We start from the raw sequence: 17,252 nt of genomic DNA on the forward strand, positions 1-17,252 counted from the left end.
TTACACAAATTTACGGTTTAAGTGATATTAGTAAAAATAAAATAAACTATGTTTGTTATAAATATATTTATGTCATGGTAAATTTAGAATGGTACAGAACTTTTAAGTCTGTATATAAGAATCGAAATTTTTCTGTCGCTGCCAAAGAGCTGTTTATCAGTCAGCCTGCTGTAAGTCAGCAGATATCAATGCTGGAAGCGCATGTAGGGTATAAATTGTTCAACCGAAAGTCAAAGGGCGTAGAACCAACGGAATACGCTAAGTTACTCAATAATTTAATTATTGATGCACTTGACCGTCTAGAAAATGTAGAAAGCGGATTCAGAGCCAAAGCTGAAGATTCTGTTCGATTAATTTCAGTTGGTATTTCTAAAGATTTATTCAATAGCTGTGGCAGTGTCTTAATCTCTAAATTTGATTTTATTGATTTTACTTTTGCTGAAGATGATGCTCTTTTTGCACTTGTCGATGCTAAAAAACTTGATTTTGCGATCACGACAAAAAGATATGATACGTTTGATACTATTTATGAAATTGTCGGTAAAATTAAATTGATCATGGTCGCGCCGATGAATTTGGATATAGCTGAATTCCGTAACAAATTGAAGGCAGACAATTATCAGGAAACAGAGAAATGGCTCAACGAACAAAAATGGTACAGCCATGACTCCAGAATTCCGCATATAAAAATATTCTGGCTGCACGCTTTTAATAAAAAGAGACCCTCTATGGTTCCAAATTACATTATTCCGTCAGAATCAGAAATGCTCGAAATGCTTTCTAAAAACTCGGGTATTGCGATCACGTGGAATTGTAACGCGAGAAAATATATCAAGGACAATAGATTGCAATTGGTATGGAATAGTTTTCACGTTCCAGAGGAATTTGTGTATTTACTGTCAGGCAAAAACAATAATTTAAATTCTTTTTTTGAAACGATTGCGAAAGAATTAAAGTTGTTTCTGGGTAATAGAATGTAAAAAAGTCCTGAATAATTTATTTAGGTTTTTTTTTATTTCTTATAAAAGTTATTATGGTCTATATATTCCCAGACTTTAGATGGTAAGAGAGGCTGGATATTTTTTCCTTCTTTAATACTGTTTCTTATAAAGGTTGAAGAAATTTCTACAATTGGTGCATCAATAATATGAACTTTTGGATGCGATTTCAGTTCAATATTTTCTTCTTCTTCAGTAATACGCGGATAAACGTAAATATCATAATGATCTAAAATAACTTCGTAGTTTTTCCATTTATGAAGCGTTTTTAAATTATCCTCACCCATAATCAAAGAGAAATCGTGATTTGGGTATTTTTCATGCAAATGAACTAAAGTGTTAACCGTATAATTGGGTTGCGGAAGCTTAAATTCAATGTCAGAAGGTTTAATTTTTGGATAATCTTCAGTGGCTAAAAAAACCATTTGCAAACGCTGATGATCGTCTAATAACGTAGCCTTCTTTTTTAGCGGATTATGAGGCGTAACAACCATCCAAACTTGATCTAAATCAGCAAATTCAGCCATATGATTGGCTATGATCAAATGACCAACGTGAATTGGATTATAAGTTCCAAAGTAAAGACCTATTTTCATTTTTTAGAGTTTCACAAAGATTCGCTAAGATACCACAAAGATTCGCAAAGTTTAAAATAATACTTTTGCGAATCTCTGTGTTTTTTCTTTGTGTATCTCTGCGGAATAAAATTATTTATTTACAAAATCTTTCACTAATTGATACGCTTCTTCCTTTGCTGTATCTAAATCGTAGTTTTTGATAATAGTATCAAATTGAGGAGCAGTAGCCAATTCTACAGAAGCTTTTGCAATTCGCATATTGATTTTATCGTCACTTTCTGTAGAACGTTGTTTTAACCTTCTTTTAAGTTCGTCGACGCTTGGCGGTTTTACAAAAACGGCTAAAGTTTGTTCTGGAAATTTGTGTTTAATACGCAATCCTCCAGCAACATCAATATCAAAAATTACATTTTTTCCTAGAGCCCAGATTCTTTCAATTTCGGCTTTTAAAGTGCCGTAAAAATTATCGCGGTATACTTCTTCCCATTCCAGGAAATCTTCGGCTTTAATGTGTTTTTTGAATTCTTCCAGCGAAATAAAGTAATAATCTTTTCCGTGTTCTTCTTCTCCGCGTGGGTCGCGAGAAGCCGCCGAGATCGAAAATTCTAAATTTAAATCTTCTTTCCCAAGTAAATGCCTTACTATAGTTGTTTTTCCTGATCCGGACGGTGCGGAGAAAACAATTAATTTTCCTTTGTTCATTTTGTATGCTTTAGGCTTTAGCCAATACGCTTTAAGCTTCTTCGTTTTGTGTTTCTGTTTGATCTGTCTTTAAAAAGAGAATTCTTTTTTCATCACAGATAATAATTCATTGTATGAAATTAATTCGTCAACTTTCGGATAATGTTTTAGATAAAATTCTGGATTATCAAATGAAAAACTGTTTTCAATTTTTCCATTTCTAACATAAACTTTATATCCAATGCCATCTAAAATATGTTTTTTGTTTCTAGATATTCCTCGTTCGCCTTTGTCAAAATCAATATGAGGTTTGCCAAACTTATATCTTATGGTTTCCATATTTGGAAGAAATTCAATATTTGTCATCAGTAAATTAAGCCAAATTAATTCTGCATCTTTCGGTTTTAATTTTCCAATTCTCTCTTTTGGAAAACGTAATTCATCAATTTTAGTTACGGCTTTAAAGTTTTTAGAATAATAAAATTTATAAACAATCCATTCGTTTTCATTATTCTTAATCATTCTCAAGATGTCAATTCTATTTGAAGTCGAATAATTTTTGTAAATCCGTATTTCTTGTTGAGATTCTAAATTCTTGGGAATTCCTATGATTTTATTTATTTCAGATACTTCTTGCCCAAAGCAATTGAGCATTATTAGAAAAAAGAAAATGAAATAATATTTCATCCCTTTATAGAACGTTCAAAACCTGTTCCTTAATCTTCTCCAATTCATCTTTCATCATCACCACCAATTTCTGCATTTGAGCATGATTTGATTTAGATCCCATTGTATTGATTTCACGGCCCATTTCCTGAGTGATAAAACCTAATTTACGGCCATTGGCTTCAGTTCCTTTTATAGTTTCTAAAAAATAGTCTAAGTGATTCGTCAAACGAACTTTCTCTTCTGTAATGTCCAGTTTCTCTAAATAATAAATCAATTCCTGTTCAAAACGATTTTCATCAACATTCACTTTCAATTCTGAGATTGCAGTCTGTAAGCGGTCTTTTATAGCCTGAACACGTTCTGGATCTAATGCCAAAGCATCGTTCATATATTGACGAATATTTCCAATTCTTAGGTTGAATTCTTTTTCAAGCGATTCGCCTTCGTCTTTTCTAAAACTCAAGATGTTTTGCAAAGCTTCTTCAATGATAATCTGAATCTGGTCCCAGTCGTTTTCGTCGATTTCTTCACGTTCTGTTTTTAATGTGTCAGGCATACGAACCGCCATTTTCATTAATTCTGTTTCATCTGCATCAGGATAAACCTCCTTAAGTTGTGCGATGTAATTTTTTACAACAGGAACATTTACCTTAGTTGAAGTTTGTTCAGAAGTACTTTCAATGTAAATTCCGAAATCAATTTTTCCTCTTTCTAACTTTGTAGAGATTTGAGTTCTTAGACCTAATTCCATTTCGCGATAAAGCGATGGCATTCTTACGTTTAAATCTAAACCTTTACTATTTAAGGATTTTACTTCGACGGTAATTTTTTTTGTAGGCAATTGCAAAGAAGCTTTGCCAAACCCTGTCATAGATTGTATCATATAATTGAGTATAAAGGCGCAAAGATAAATAAAAGTTTGCAGTCTTGAGTTTTAAATCGCTAATCTGTTAAAGTCAGCTTTATTAAAGTTTTTTTGTCGCGAGCCGAGCAATAGCGAACACGTGAAGCACCATTTTTTTAAGAGTCAAAATTTTAATTGGGTCGTTCCCTTCGGTCAGGCTATCCGTTCCCAATCTTTTTTGAGCAGAAAAAGCTAAAAAAAAGGATTTCCGCTTCAAATGAAATGTACTTAACTCTGATTAAAATAAAAATCATGTGAAGTAATCCGTAACAAAGACCCGAATTCTTAGAACTTTGGTTATTATTTTTCTAAAGCTTTCATTACCTGCAATGTTACAGGCTGCGTATTACCAATATAAATTTTTTCATCAATGATAAAGACCGGACGGCTTAAAAAAGTATAATGCTCTAAAATGTATTTTTTATAATCTTCCTCAGTCAAAGACTTGTTTTTTAAGTCCATCGATTTGTAAAGCTGTGCTTTTTTACTGAATAACGCTTCGTAACTGCCTGCGAGTTTATGCATTTCTTCAAGTTCAGCTTCGGTAATCGGATTTTGCTTGATGTCGTGAAAAACTAAGTTGTTGTCTTTTGGTAAGCTTTTAATGATTTTTCGACATGTATCACAAGATGCTAAATAATATATTTTGTTCATGATTGTTGATTTATTGAGTACAAAGAAAATTCATTTGAAACTGAAAAATGAGTAATTTTAGAAAAAAATTACAATTATGAGTTCAGTTTTTGAAGTACAAAAAACGATTAGAGAAATTCTTTTAAAAGTTTTAGACCATCATTCATTGGAGCAGTTAAATAAAATTCCACCCGGATTTAGTAATAATTTGATTTGGAATGTTGCTCACTGCATATCATCACAACAAGTTTTAGTTTATAAATTATCAGGTCTGCCAACATTGGTTTCTGATGCGTTTATTGATAAATATAAAAAAGGAACCAAGCCAGAAGGTGATGTTTCTCAAACCGAAGTTGATGAAATAAAAGGATTGCTTTACTCAACCTTAAATCAGACAAAAAAAGATTTTGAAGCTCGTGTTTTTGTTGATTACAATGCTTATACCACAAGTATGGGTTTTGATCTTAAAAATGTCCAGGATGCTCTAGATTTTGTTAATTATCATGAAGGAATACATACCGGAATCATAATGAGCATTAGAAAGTTTGTATAAAAAAAAATCCCGTCTAGCAAATGCAGGACGGGATTCTTTTATTCCATTATTGTTTCAATAGTAACTTTAAGTGCGCCATAACCTTTGTTTCCGGTAATGTCCATAAAAGCTCTTTTAGATAAATCAATTTCTCTTGTTTTTACAAAAGGACCTCGATCGGTTACTTTTACAATAACAAATTTTCCATTAGCTTCATTTGTTACTTTTACTTTTGTTCCAAAAGGAAGTTTTTTGTGCGCAGCAGTATATTTACTGTTGTTAAATCTACTGCCGTCGGCTGTTTTTTTTCCATTAAATCGGTCTGCATAGTAGGAAGCATGTGCCGTTTTTTTGTAAAGTTTTAATTTTAAGCCTTTGTCGGTAAAAACAGAATCGTTTACTGTAGGTGTTAACGGTTTTGCTTTAGCATTCTTTAAAGTATCCTCAACAATTTTAGATTCTACTGGTTTGCTTTGGCTCATTACATAAGTAATACTGCAGCTTAGAAATAGAAGGGTTAAAATAGAGAGAATGCTGGTTTTTTTATTAATCATAGTTTTTATTTTTCATAGTTTGGGGACTTATGCAAATAACGTGTTTTTATAAAAAAAAACCTACATTTTGGTTTGTTTTTTTATTTTAGAACCATAGATTCCAAGGTATTCTGCTCAGGATTAAGAGTAATCCTAAACCGTAAAAAATAGCGAATGTTTTAAATTTTGCTTCGCTGTTAATTAGTTTTTTATGTTTTGACCATCCAATAGTAATCAGGATAATAGCTATAATATTGATTGCCGGATGTTCTAGTGAAGTTAATCTAAGTTCAGCATTTGACATTTCTCCAAAAGCGGCTTTTCCTAATGGTGAAACAAAATAAAGAATCAATCCGATTAGTAATTGTGTGTGTGTTCCAATTAAGGCAAACAAGCCAATTTTTCGATCTTTGGCCACAAATTCTTTTTTAGAAGTTATGCCGATAATAGCATTAACAACTGCAATTAATAAAAGCAATAATGCTAAATAAGCCCAGCCAGAGTGTAGTTTTTGAAGAAAATGGTACATAAAGTATAATTTTTGTTAAAACAAATATAGCAAAAAAGGGTATAAAAAAAACGGCATTAAACTAAAAGTCAATGCCGTTTTTATTATTTATTTTGGTTCTTATTAGAACATCAATTAGTTACCAAAGATGTATCTAATTGTAAATTGTGCTTGCCAAACATCTGATGTAGATGAATTTTTTTGGTAAGTATCTTTAATTAAAGTTCTATTTCCAACTGCATCTGTTTGAGTTGCAAGAGTATAGAAAGGTACGTTAGCAGTAGATGCTGAAGCAAAAGCTAAAACGTTAGGGTTTGTTGCTCTTTGAGATATACCCCAGTCTTTATTAATCATGTTAGTAAAGTTCAAGATATCAGCTCTGAATTGAAAACTGTTCTTTTTACCAGCGATTTTGATATATACATCTTGAGAGATAGATAAATCTAATCTGTGTAACATTGGTAAAGTAGACTCGTTTCTTTGTGCATATTGACCTCTTCTTGTACGAAGGTATTTATCTTGATTGATATACGCATCAAAAGCAGTTCTTTGCTCAGCTTCTGTATATGTTCTAGAAGTTGTAACTCCAGCTACAGTACTAGTTACTACAAGAGGGTTAAAACGTAGTTCATTTGCGCTGTTTGGTACATAAAGTAAATCATTACCACTTACTCTATCTCCGTTCATATCTCCACTGTAAGTGTAAGTAAATGGGCCTGCTTGTTCTCCAATGTAACCTAAGTTAATAGAAGTTGCTCCTCCAAGTCCTTTACCGTACTCAATTCTGTATCCAATAACTCCAACTAAACGATTTGGTGTATTGTTATTTGAGTTAGAAACTTCTAAATTATTATTTCCGTTTACAGATCTAGCACTTGTCCATGAACCAGAAGCTACTGAACCTGGAGACATTAAGTCTGTTGCGTTAGAGTGTGTGTAAGCGAATGATCCCCAAAGTCCTTTTTGGTAAGGGTACTCTAATTTAAATGTTGTAGAATAAAAATATCCTTCATCAGAGTTTGTTAAAACAATTCCGTTTGAAACGTTGTCATTTACACGTGTACCAGCATCAGTACGTGAGTATCTTGGTCTATTGTCAGTACCACTGAATGTTCCAACAGGAGCATCAAAGTTAGCATTGTAATAGCTGATTGCATTGATATTTTTTTGAAGAATACCTTCAACTGTACCTGTAAATCCAAAAGGAAGTTTTTGGTCAACTGCCATAGTCGTTTTCCAAACCTGTGGAGATTTGAATTTTTTATCATTAAAAGATAAATCATAAGAAGATGGAGCAGTAGGAGTAGATGGAGTAAAGTAAGCAGCTGGATTTGGTGTAAAACCATATCCTCCTGCAGCTAAAGCAGCACCACTCACGTCAATAAATCCTGTAAGTACACCATTGTTTCCAATTTGGTTTGATAAGTATACCGCTGGAGATCTACCAGTGAAGATACCTGAACCTCCACGAAGGATTGTTGAAGCGTTTCCGTTTAAGTCAAGGTTGAAACCAACTCTAGGCTCAAATAAATAAGCTGCATCCGGCATATCACCAGTGTTTAATTTTTCGCCATTAGCAAAAGTCATAGCAGTAACTGTAGGGTTTTCTAATGCTGTGTCAGCATACCAAACTCTAGAAGCTCTTAAACCAACTGTTAATTTGAATCTGTCGCTCAATTTCATTTCGTCTTGAGCATATAAATCTAATTTGTTAGATTTTAAGATTTGCATTGGATCTGCTCCACCTGGCAAAGCAGAATATCTGTATTGAAAACGAGCTGGAGAAGTAACAGTTGCATTTGATGGAGCACCACCGTTAGCTACTGATTGATCTGCCGCTGCGTAGAAATCAGCTAAAGAGTTGAAAACGTAAACTCCGTTTGATCCTGAGAAGAATAAGTTGCTTGATTTGAAATATTCAAAGTTTGCACCAAATACTAAAGAGTGTTTCCCGATAGTTTTAGTCAAGTTATCAGTAAAGTGTAATGTAGAGTAAGAAAGTTTGTTACCTTGAGTAAAAGGATCTAAACCAACTGAAATGTAAGTTGCAGCACCTTGTTTGATATCAATTGTTGGGAACAAACCACCACCAATTAAACCTCTATCTTCAATTTGCTTGTCATAACCTCCAATGAAGTTGTTATACCAAGAATTGCTTAATTTACTGTTTAATTCTAAAACAATAGATCTAGTATTATCTAAAATAGTATATCCACTATTTTGGAAAGACATAGCTAGTGAGCTATTTGTTCTGTTACCAAAACCTAAAGAGTTTGAGTTAGAAGTTAACTGATCTGATGATGAATCATGATATACGTAACGAGCAGTAAGTTTATGGTTGTCGTTGATATTCCAGTCAATTCTAGTTAAGAATTTTTTTGATTCTCTTGAAGAGTTATAATTTTCCCAAGGACCTGTAACATATCCAAACTTATCTTTCATGTAGTTAGAAAGTGTTTGCATTTCGTTATAAGTAGGAAGAGCTACTTGTCCTCCTGCTTGTGGTGATCCTGTTGAAGTCCAGTTTGTAGCAGGGCTTACGTTGTCAATAGTTTCAAAGTTACCAAAAAAGAATAATTTGTCTTTGATGATTGGTGCTCCAATACGAGCTCCCCATATTTTTTCGTCAAATTTACCTGGAGTGATTGTTACATCTCCAGCATGAGTACCAATAAAATCTTTTTTATTGCTTCTGAAAGAATTGTAAATAGATCCTTCAACTTCGTTTGTTCCACTTCTTGTTACCGCATTAATACCAGATCCTAAAAATCCAGATTGACGAATGTCATAAGGAGCGATGTTTACTTGTAATTGCTCAATTGCATCAAGTGAGATAGCTGTAGAACCTGTTCTACCACCCGCTTGTGAATCTGATCCTAATCCAAATCCGTTGTTAAATACAGAACCGTCAATTGTAAAGTTGTTTAATCTTGAATCTTGACCGCCAAATGTTCCGTTAGCACCGGCATTAGCGTTATATTTTGTAACAGCGTTGATTGAACGAGCTCCTAATACTGGAACTGCTGCAATTTCTCTGTTTGTAAACTGTTGCGAAGCACCAGTTCTTCCTTTGTTAAAATTTCCTTTTGATTTTGTTGTAACTACAACTTCTTGAAGAGCATTTTGTTCTTCGTCTACTTTAACGTTTACAGTTAGGTTGTTACCTAAACCAACGTTAATGTCAGTGATTTCAGTTGTTTTGAAACCAATGTAAGTTACTTTTACAGTATAAGGACCTCCTGGTCTTAAACCCTGTACAGCATATCCACCGTCAAAATCTGTAGTAGAGAAGTACTTAGTTCCAGTTGGCTTGTGAACAATTTCCACCGTTGCCCCTGGAAGAGCTTCTCCCTTGTTTGATCTAACAGTCCCTGACATGGCTGAGCCCGTAACCTGAGCATGACCTAAGGCCGATAGAAAAATAATCAAAATAAAAATAATTTTTTTCATTTCTTGTATTTGTTTAGTTTTTGTTTTTGGCAAAATTATAACAAATAACTCAGATAGTGTTATCAAAATGTTAAGAAAAACGAGTTTTATTTAATGTGTTGCGCATTAAAATGATTTTTTCTTTTTTCCTTACATAAAACAATGTTTTTTTGAATTTCAATACTTATTTTTTGTTAAAATCATAATAATGTGAGCGGTCATGTAGGGGTAACCTTTCTTTAATCATTGTTACACCAGTGGTAAAGCATCTATTTATACGAAAAAACGCCTTAATTTTTGTTAAATTAAGGCGTTTCAGTTTATTGTGTAGTTCTGATTTTACTAAATTTTTATTTGTTTAGTAAAAAATGGTTTAGTAAAAAAGATGTTGAGCTATCGTGACTTTTTATTGTTTTTGTGTTTATTTCATCTAAAATTGAATTGGCTAATTGTTTTCCCAATTCTACTCCCCATTGATCAAAGCTGAAAATGTTCCAGATAACACCTTGAACAAAGATTTTATGTTCGTATAAAGCAATCAGCGAACCTAAGCTTTTTGGAGTCAATTTGTGAATCAAAATTGTATTGGTTGGCTTGTTTCCTGTAAAAACTTTGAAAGGCAATAAGTAAGACGCTTTTTCTGCAGAAAGCCCTTGTTTGTCAAATTCAGCTTGAACTTGGGCTTCAGTTTTTCCATTTAACAACGCTTCAGTCTGTGCAAAAAAGTTCGACATCAATTTATCATGATGATCTTCGTTTCCGTATAACGGTTTTACAAATCCAATGAAATCTGTCGGAATCAATTTTGTTCCTTGGTGAATCAATTGAAAAAAGGCATGCTGTGAATTTGTTCCAGGTTCTCCCCAGATAATAGTTCCGGTTTGATAATGAACTGGTTTTCCGTCACGGCCAACACTTTTTCCGTTACTTTCCATAGTTGCCTGCTGTAAGTAAGGAGCTAATTTTGATAAATATTGCGTGTACGGAATCAAAGCTTCACTTTCAGCACCAAAGAAATTATTGTACCAAACGCTTAACAAAGCTAAAATTACCGGAATATTTTCGTTAAATTCTGCCGATTTGAAATGTTCGTCCATTTCGTTTGCGCCTTTCAATAATTCATTATAATTATCAAAACCAATTGACAAAGCAATGCTCAAACCAACAGCGCTCCATAAAGAAAATCTTCCTCCAACCCAGTCCCACATTGGAAAAACGTTATCTGGGTTAATTCCGAATTCGGTTACTTTTTGAATATTAGTTGAAACCGCTACAAAGTGTTTTGCGATATCTTCCTGATTTCCTGATTTCAAAAACCACTCTTTGATAGTTTCAGAATTGGATAAAGTTTCCTGAGTTGTAAAAGTTTTAGAAACAATTAAAAACAATGTCGTTTCAGGATTTAGTTTTTTGATGATTTCGTTTACGTGATCACCATCAACATTTGAAACGAAATGTGTATTTAAGTGGTTTTTGTAAAATTGTAAAGCTTCAACAGCCATAACAGGTCCAAGATCTGAACCTCCAATTCCGATATTTACGATATCTGTAAAAGCTTTTCCTGTAAAACCTTTTCTCTCTCCAGAAATAACTTCATGCGTAAATTTCTTAATTTTATTTTTTACTTCATAAACTTCAGGAATTACATTTTCTCCGTCAACTTTAATAACGGCAGATTCTGGTGCACGCAACGCTGTGTGTAAAACAGCTCTGTTTTCTGTTTGGTTGATGATTTCACCACCAAAATATTGAGCAATTGCATCTTTTAATCCAATTGAATTTGCCAATTCTATTAAAAGAGAAATCGTTTCTTGACTGATATTATTTTTAGAATAATCTATTAAAAAATCATTCCATTGTAAGTTGAATTTTTCAACACGAGCATTATCTTGCTGAAACAATTCTTGTATCGTAGTTTCGTGAATTGCGTTATAGTGGTTTTGCAGATTTTTCCACGCTTCAGTCCCAGTTGGGTTTGTTGTGTTTAAAGCCATTTTTGTTTAAATTGAAAATGTGGTTTATAAAAACACAAAAATACTGAAATTACTTTTAAAAGGATAATCCTTCATAATTATATAACAATTAGTTGCGAAAACGTTTTTTGAAATTGATTACAGTTTTTTCCAGACCACTTCTGCGGTTACTGATTTTCCGCCTTGAGTGGTATTGGTTACTAGATATTTAAGTTCATTGTTCATAAAAGCATACGATCTCTTTTGAATTGTTCCTTCCCAATTTGGGAAAGAAGCCGTTTTTATTTTGAAAGTAAGAATCTTATTCGTTTCATCAATTTCATATTCACCAAAATGCGAATTGCTTCCCTGAACAATTGCAGCATTTTCTTCGGGTGTAGATTTGTTTTTGTCGCCTGAAATTATTTTCGGTCTTTCATTTTTATAAATTTCAATGGCGTAATTTCCTTTTTCATCAAAAAATAAAATGCCTTTTGGATTTGTGCCATACGGAAGATTTTTTGTTCCGTCTGAATTTATATTTTCAACCGAAACTAAAGTCCATGAACCTAATAATTCAGGTTTTGTTTTTTGAGCAATAGCCGAATTTATAACTAAAAGAAATAGCAGGAAAGTTGTGTTTTTCATCTTTAAAATTTTAATAGTTTACTTTAATAATTTGTCCATTTTGAGTTTCTTCAATACTTTTTGCATAGGCTTGTACTAAATCGTAAATCGGAATATCTGAAACTTTTCCTGGACTAATCGCATTTATTCTTATTCCTCTTTCAAGCTCAAGTGAAGCCGCAAGAACAAAACTGTTAATGCCACCATTTACAATCGATTTGCTAATATTGTTTTTTACCGGTTTATCTGCCATTTTTCCAGAAGTAAGAGTAAACGAGCCATTATCATTTAAATATTTTTGACCAATTAAAACCAGATTTATTTGACCCAACAATTTATTTTTGATACCAATATTTAATTTTTCTTCGTCAAGCGAATGCAAATCTCCTGTGTAACAATCGCCAGCGACACATAGACACGCATCAATATTTTTAACTTCTTCGAATAATTTTTCTATTGAATGTGAATCTGATAAATCGATTCTAAAATCACCGCTGTTTCTACCTGCTGAAATTATTTCATGATTTTTAACCAATTCCGGATTCAATATTTTGCCAATTTCTCCATTTGCCCCAATTAAAAGTATTTTCATTTTGTTATAGATTTAAATTATTATCTATAACAAAATTAGGATCTTGGCCATTGTTTAAAATTGTACTAATTGGTACTAAAATTGTATTTTAGCGATATGACAGATACGAATTTATATCTTCCTTTTGAAGTCGATTTTAAAGAGTTGGAACAGTTTCCGAAAATAATTCGGAAAAACAATTTCTTTGAATTGATTTATGTTGTCGACGGAACCGGAATTCAGATTATTAATGATAATAAATTTCAATACCGAAAAGGAAATCTGTTTCTCGTAACACCGCAAGACATTCATTCATTTGAAATTACAACACCAACCAAATTCTTTTTTCTTCGGTTTAATGAATATTATATCAGAGCAAATTCTCAAAATGGACAAATGGAAACGGTACTTCGAATGGAGTATATTCTTCAGAATGCAAGTCATCGTCCGGGATGTATTTTAAAAAATAAAGTTGATAAACCTTTAATTGCGTCGCTGATAGAAAGTATTATAAACGAACAAAGCAATCAGCAAATTTATCATCAAAAGATTATTGAACAGATCGTAAATACCATAATTACGATTGTAGCGCGAAATATTGCTTTAAAACTTCCAAAGAATATAAAAGAGACAACAGGAGAAATGGTTCTTGAGATTTTGCATTATATTCAGGAAAACATTTATGATTCTAAACAATTAAAATCAGAAAAAATAAGCGTACACTTTAATATTTCGCTTCATTATTTAGGGAAATATTTTAAGAAACAAACGGGTGAAACGCTGCAGGAATATATCACAAATTATAAATTAAGATTGATTGAAGCACGACTTTTAAACAGTGATATGCGTATTAATGAAATTGCAGACGAATTAAATTATTCAGACGAAAGTCATCTCAATAAAGTCTTTAGAAAACATAAAGGAATGAATCCGTCGGAGTTTAGGAAAAAGCATTCTTAATAATTCGGAATTTATATTACCAAATTTTCCACCAAGGTTTTTTATTAATCGAAATGATTTTTTTCTCTATGTCAATTTCGATTTTTTTTGGCGATTCAATTTTAATTTTAGAATCGTCAAAAAATAGTTCCCCGTTCTCGTTCATTCCAATCGGAGATTTGGTTCTCAGTTTCCATTCTTCTGTTTGTAATTCCGGAACTAATGGCAAATTGATTTTTTTAGAAAACTTTTTTCTTGCATTCTCTGTAATTTCTTCTTCTAAATTTGAAGATGAATTTTTGAAAAGTGAAATGGAATTATCGGGAATGTTCAAAAGAAAAACTTGTGTTTGATTATCCATTTTCTGTATGTCTAAAACCTTAAAATAGGCAATAGAATCTAAAAGGAAATGACCAATTTTTGCTGAATCTGGATTGAATTTTGATATGTCTTTTGCATTTGCACTGGCAATCAGATACCTCAAATTTCCTGAAAGACCTGCCCCCATAGAAGTCATATCAGTAAAACCTTTTTCCTGAATTATTTGCCCGATTTTATATTTTGAAATTAAGTCTTCTGAAAGATTTGTGTCTCTGTAAAATAATTTTAAATCTGAAAAAGTTTCGTTGTAAATTGTTTTGAGACGTGAGTTTTTCATGGTTTTTTCTATTTTTTAGAATGGAGTTCTCAATAAAAATTACAAATTCCCAATACTATCCAACTCTCTTTTCAAAGGTTCAATTTGTTTCTCAAAACGAGTTTTGTCATTTCCGATTAAAGATTCTCCGGTTGGTAAATTCAATCGAAGCGCATCCACCTGAACTCCATTTTTCCAGAAGCGGTAGCAAACATGAGGTCCAGACGCTAATCCTGTGCTTCCTACCAAACCAATTGTTTGTCCTTGTGTAACGCGCTGTCCGCGACGTACCAAAATTCTAGACATATGAAGATATTGAGTAGAGTAGGTTCCGTTGTGTTTTACTTTTACAAAATTTCCGTTTCCTGCGGTGTATCCAGTTGCTTCTACAACGCCAGATGCAGTTGTCGAAATTGGCGTGCCTGTTGGAGCGGCGTAATCTGTTCCTTTATGTGCTTTCCAAGTATGCTGAACAGGGTGAAATCTGTTCATTGTAAATCTTGAAGTGATTCGGCTAAACTTAATTGGTGTTTTTAAGAAAAAGTTTTTTAGCGTTTTTCCTTCATCATCATAGTATTCAATTTTCCCCGAAAGGGTATCTTTTTCAAATGGAAAAGCGTAAATAATCTTTCCTTTATATTCAAAAAATGCGGCTTCTAGATCTTCAACGCCGTCGTATGTTTTGCCATTAATAAAACGTTCGGTAAAAACTAATCCGTAACGATCTCCTTTTTTAAGTTTAAAGAAGTCAATAGACCAAGAAAATACTTTTGTAATTCGATTGGCAAGTGCTGTTTCTACACTTTCGTTTCCTAAAGTTTCAGATAATGAGCTTTTTAAGACTCCGCCAATTATTTTGCGTTTAAATGTAACAGGCTTTATTTTTTTGTATGCTTTTGCAATGCTATCTCGTAAATCAATTACATAATAGGTTAACGCATCAGGCTGATAAATGAAAACTTGCAGCTTGTTGGTTTTGTTTTTAGATCGAAGAATTGTGTAAGGTTTGTTGTAGCGAATTGTTCGAACATCAAAAGTGTCTTTTACCTGTTCGACAATATCAAAAACTTTTTTGTTGCCAATATTTTGGCTTTGTATGATAGATCCAAAAGAATCTCCTTTTGTTATAGTGTCATTAACAACATTAAAATCAGCGTAATTAAAACCGAATTCTACTTTCTTAGTTTTTGGTTTAGTGATTTTAATTTCAACTTTTTCATCGGTTTTATTACATGAAAATACTGAAAATAAGAGGACTATAATTACGAATGCTTTTTTCAAACTTTTATTTTTTTTTGGGAAATTAAGCAGTGGTTTCATTTCCCCAATTGGACAATTCTTCTTCGGTCCACAATTTAGGAAAAAAGATGCGTCTTTGGTATTTTGGATGCATATATTTTTGCCAGTCACTTCCTCCGGTTGCTTCGCCATTGCCTTTTCCGCTTTCTAGAATGTACTTTCTAGCTGTATTAAGGTGTTGCATAACCCAGGTGATATTTACAGTTTTATCATAATGGCGCATTGCCTGAATTAATTCTTGGTTTTGCTGATCTTGTTCAGGCAGTTGCGTAAATTTTTGCCAAATATTCTTTGTCTTAAACTCAGACATTTGTCTTAAAAAATGACCTTTATATTTCTTTTCGAATTCCTGAAGCAAATATGATTTTTCGCCTGTTTGATAATCTTTTCCTGCAGCTTGCCAGTATAAATGTTCGAAACTTATTTCTAAATCAGTATTTTCATCAAAGTTGTCTTTGTAGCGGCGGTCTGTTAAATTGATAACATCTGTCGAAGCAAATTCAATTAAACGATATTGCGCACTCTGAAAACCGCTTGCTGGAGTCAATGTATTTCTGAATTTCATATACTGATCCACTTCCATTCCGTTTTCCATAATACTGAACGAATTGGTAAGCATGTCAAAATAGCGTGTAATTCTAGATAATCTTTCGCTGAAAAAATCGACTTGAATGTTTTGAGTTTCTGCAATTTGATCTATTTCCCATAAAATCATTTTAAAGATCAATTCATTTACCTGATGGTACATGATAAAAACCATTTCGTCAGGAAGTGTAGTGCGTTGTACTTGTAAGCTTAAAAGAGCATCTGTCTGAATATAATCCCAATACGTAATTGGTTTAGACCAAAGTAATCCTTCTAACTGAACATCAGTTTTTTGATTTATTGCTTGAAATTTTTGGTCAATTTCTTTTAAAATTGATTCTGAATGATCAGTAAGGTTCATTATTTTTTTACTTTAAATGGATTTTTTAATCCTTTATATTCGTCAAGATCCGCTTTAAGTGATCCAACGGCAAGATCTGCTTTTATTCTGACTGGAACTTTATTGTCGTCATCTGTGATCCAGAGTGTTACGCTTTCTTTTTCTTTAAAAACTCTTCCTGTTTGTACCAAAGGTTTAAATACCATGGTAGAAACGGTTCCAAATTTAGTTGTAATATCTTGACGGCCTATATATTTTAACTTAAATTTTGTGATTTCCTCATCGAAAAACATGTCAATTGTAATGGCGTCTCCTGATTTAAGTTTGTCTATATTTGGGTGATTTCGCAAATAGTAAAAAGACGAAATTATATCTTGCACATTATCAGTAATAATAATTGTTTTTTCTGATTTTCGCTTATAATCTTTTACCAAAACTCTATTTTCGGCCTGATTAAAAATACCTTCCTGATTTTTTGTGTAGCCTCCTTCATCTATTTTTCTGATGTAGCGATATGGACTTCCTGTTTCTTTGTCAAAATAACTTTCATATAAATCTTCTACTTTGAAGAAAAATTTTGACATTCCGGTTGTATAACCTTTACCAATAGCATGATGCACTTTTTTATTGTTTATGGTGGCGTCTTTTATTTCGAGTGTAGCGTAACCTGCGTTTACAATTCCGTAGTGAATTCGGAACTTAAAGTATTCACCTGTTCCAAATGCATCTTCTTTTTGGGTATCAAAAGCAAGTGAGGTGAGAATTAATATGATGAGAACTAGCTTTTTCATAGTACAATTTTTACATTTCATTATAAAGATAATTAAATGCAAATTC

The 17,252-nt window shown here is 32.7% G+C and carries 18 protein-coding genes; 3 read left to right on the forward strand and 15 right to left on the reverse strand.

Annotated elements, in window-relative coordinates:
- Nucleotides 1-74 precede the first annotated feature (74 nt).
- The gene (locus tag IRZ83_RS15915; RefSeq protein ID WP_029270923.1) at nt 75-980 is read left to right on the forward strand and encodes a LysR family transcriptional regulator; all 906 of its coding nucleotides are present in this window, start codon (nt 75-77) and stop codon (nt 978-980) included.
- 32 nt (nt 981-1,012) lie between these two features.
- On the opposite strand, the gene nadD is transcribed toward IRZ83_RS15915, so the two are convergent.
- From nadD to IRZ83_RS15940, 5 genes are all read right to left on the reverse strand, one after another.
- A complete protein-coding gene (nadD, locus tag IRZ83_RS15920; protein ID WP_194570225.1) occupies nt 1,013-1,594 on the reverse strand; it encodes a nicotinate (nicotinamide) nucleotide adenylyltransferase in 582 nt (193 codons plus the stop codon).
- A 111-nt stretch (nt 1,595-1,705) separates the two neighbouring features.
- The gene (gene gmk, locus IRZ83_RS15925) at nt 1,706-2,278 is read right to left on the reverse strand and encodes a guanylate kinase (protein WP_029270920.1); all 573 of its coding nucleotides are present in this window, start codon (nt 2,276-2,278) and stop codon (nt 1,706-1,708) included.
- Between the two features lie 69 nt (nt 2,279-2,347).
- Complete coding sequence (locus IRZ83_RS15930) at nt 2,348-2,779, reverse strand: hypothetical protein (protein ID WP_194570227.1); 432 nt, start codon at nt 2,777-2,779, stop codon at nt 2,348-2,350.
- A gap of 169 nt (nt 2,780-2,948) precedes the next feature.
- On the reverse strand, nt 2,949-3,809 hold the full coding sequence (locus IRZ83_RS15935) for a YicC/YloC family endoribonuclease (protein ID WP_035666766.1): 861 nt from the start codon (nt 3,807-3,809) through the stop codon (nt 2,949-2,951).
- Between the two features lie 321 nt (nt 3,810-4,130).
- Nucleotides 4,131-4,484 (reverse strand): arsenate reductase family protein, encoded by a 354-nt coding sequence (locus IRZ83_RS15940; RefSeq protein WP_029270916.1) that lies wholly within the window; start codon nt 4,482-4,484, stop codon nt 4,131-4,133.
- Between the two features lie 76 nt (nt 4,485-4,560).
- Between IRZ83_RS15940 and IRZ83_RS15945 the strand changes: the two genes are divergently transcribed.
- Nucleotides 4,561-5,016, forward strand: a complete 456-nt coding sequence (locus IRZ83_RS15945; RefSeq protein WP_194570229.1) for a DinB family protein — start codon at nt 4,561-4,563, stop codon at nt 5,014-5,016.
- Nucleotides 5,017-5,054: 38 nt separating this feature from the next.
- On the opposite strand, the gene IRZ83_RS15950 is transcribed toward IRZ83_RS15945, so the two are convergent.
- The 6 genes from IRZ83_RS15950 to IRZ83_RS15975 all read right to left on the reverse strand — a co-directional run bounded on the left by IRZ83_RS15950 (nt 5,055) and on the right by IRZ83_RS15975 (nt 12,636).
- Entirely contained in the window at nt 5,055-5,549 is a 495-nt protein-coding gene (locus IRZ83_RS15950; RefSeq protein WP_029270912.1) for a septal ring lytic transglycosylase RlpA family protein, read from the reverse strand.
- A gap of 85 nt (nt 5,550-5,634) precedes the next feature.
- On the reverse strand, nt 5,635-6,057 hold the full coding sequence (locus tag IRZ83_RS15955) for a hypothetical protein (protein ID WP_194570231.1): 423 nt from the start codon (nt 6,055-6,057) through the stop codon (nt 5,635-5,637).
- A gap of 114 nt (nt 6,058-6,171) precedes the next feature.
- Nucleotides 6,172-9,486 (reverse strand): TonB-dependent receptor, encoded by a 3,315-nt coding sequence (locus IRZ83_RS15960; RefSeq protein WP_194570233.1) that lies wholly within the window; start codon nt 9,484-9,486, stop codon nt 6,172-6,174.
- 329 nt (nt 9,487-9,815) lie between these two features.
- Nucleotides 9,816-11,459 (reverse strand): glucose-6-phosphate isomerase, encoded by a 1,644-nt coding sequence (pgi, locus tag IRZ83_RS15965; protein ID WP_194570235.1) that lies wholly within the window; start codon nt 11,457-11,459, stop codon nt 9,816-9,818.
- A 117-nt stretch (nt 11,460-11,576) separates the two neighbouring features.
- Nucleotides 11,577-12,065, reverse strand: coding sequence for a lipocalin-like domain-containing protein (locus IRZ83_RS15970; protein ID WP_194570237.1), 489 nt, complete (start codon nt 12,063-12,065; stop codon nt 11,577-11,579).
- A gap of 10 nt (nt 12,066-12,075) precedes the next feature.
- Nucleotides 12,076-12,636 carry a short chain dehydrogenase gene (locus IRZ83_RS15975; RefSeq protein WP_194570239.1) on the reverse strand — a complete coding sequence of 187 codons (561 nt, stop codon included), beginning with the start codon at nt 12,634-12,636 and terminating at the stop codon, nt 12,076-12,078.
- Between the two features lie 69 nt (nt 12,637-12,705).
- On the opposite strand from IRZ83_RS15975, the gene IRZ83_RS15980 reads away from it, so the two are divergent.
- Complete coding sequence (locus IRZ83_RS15980) at nt 12,706-13,575, forward strand: AraC family transcriptional regulator (protein WP_228520714.1); 870 nt, start codon at nt 12,706-12,708, stop codon at nt 13,573-13,575.
- Between the two features lie 16 nt (nt 13,576-13,591).
- Here IRZ83_RS15980 and IRZ83_RS15985 read toward each other — a convergent pair whose 3' ends face one another.
- The 4 genes from IRZ83_RS15985 to IRZ83_RS16000 are packed head-to-tail and all read right to left on the reverse strand — an operon-like array spanning nt 13,592 to nt 17,206.
- Nucleotides 13,592-14,212 carry a hypothetical protein gene (locus tag IRZ83_RS15985; RefSeq protein ID WP_194570241.1) on the reverse strand — a complete coding sequence of 207 codons (621 nt, stop codon included), beginning with the start codon at nt 14,210-14,212 and terminating at the stop codon, nt 13,592-13,594.
- A gap of 39 nt (nt 14,213-14,251) precedes the next feature.
- On the reverse strand, nt 14,252-15,472 hold the full coding sequence (locus tag IRZ83_RS15990) for a M23 family metallopeptidase (protein ID WP_194570243.1): 1,221 nt from the start codon (nt 15,470-15,472) through the stop codon (nt 14,252-14,254).
- Between the two features lie 22 nt (nt 15,473-15,494).
- Nucleotides 15,495-16,436, reverse strand: coding sequence for a tryptophan 2,3-dioxygenase family protein (locus IRZ83_RS15995; protein ID WP_029270895.1), 942 nt, complete (start codon nt 16,434-16,436; stop codon nt 15,495-15,497).
- The gene (locus IRZ83_RS16000) at nt 16,436-17,206 is read right to left on the reverse strand and encodes a DUF3108 domain-containing protein (protein WP_029270893.1); all 771 of its coding nucleotides are present in this window, start codon (nt 17,204-17,206) and stop codon (nt 16,436-16,438) included. The genes IRZ83_RS15995 and IRZ83_RS16000 overlap by 1 nt, the downstream gene beginning before the upstream one ends.
- Nucleotides 17,207-17,252: the final 46 nt, after the last annotated feature.

Source organism: Flavobacterium sp. JLP, assembly GCF_015350755.1.
GTDB lineage: Bacteria > Bacteroidota > Bacteroidia > Flavobacteriales > Flavobacteriaceae > Flavobacterium.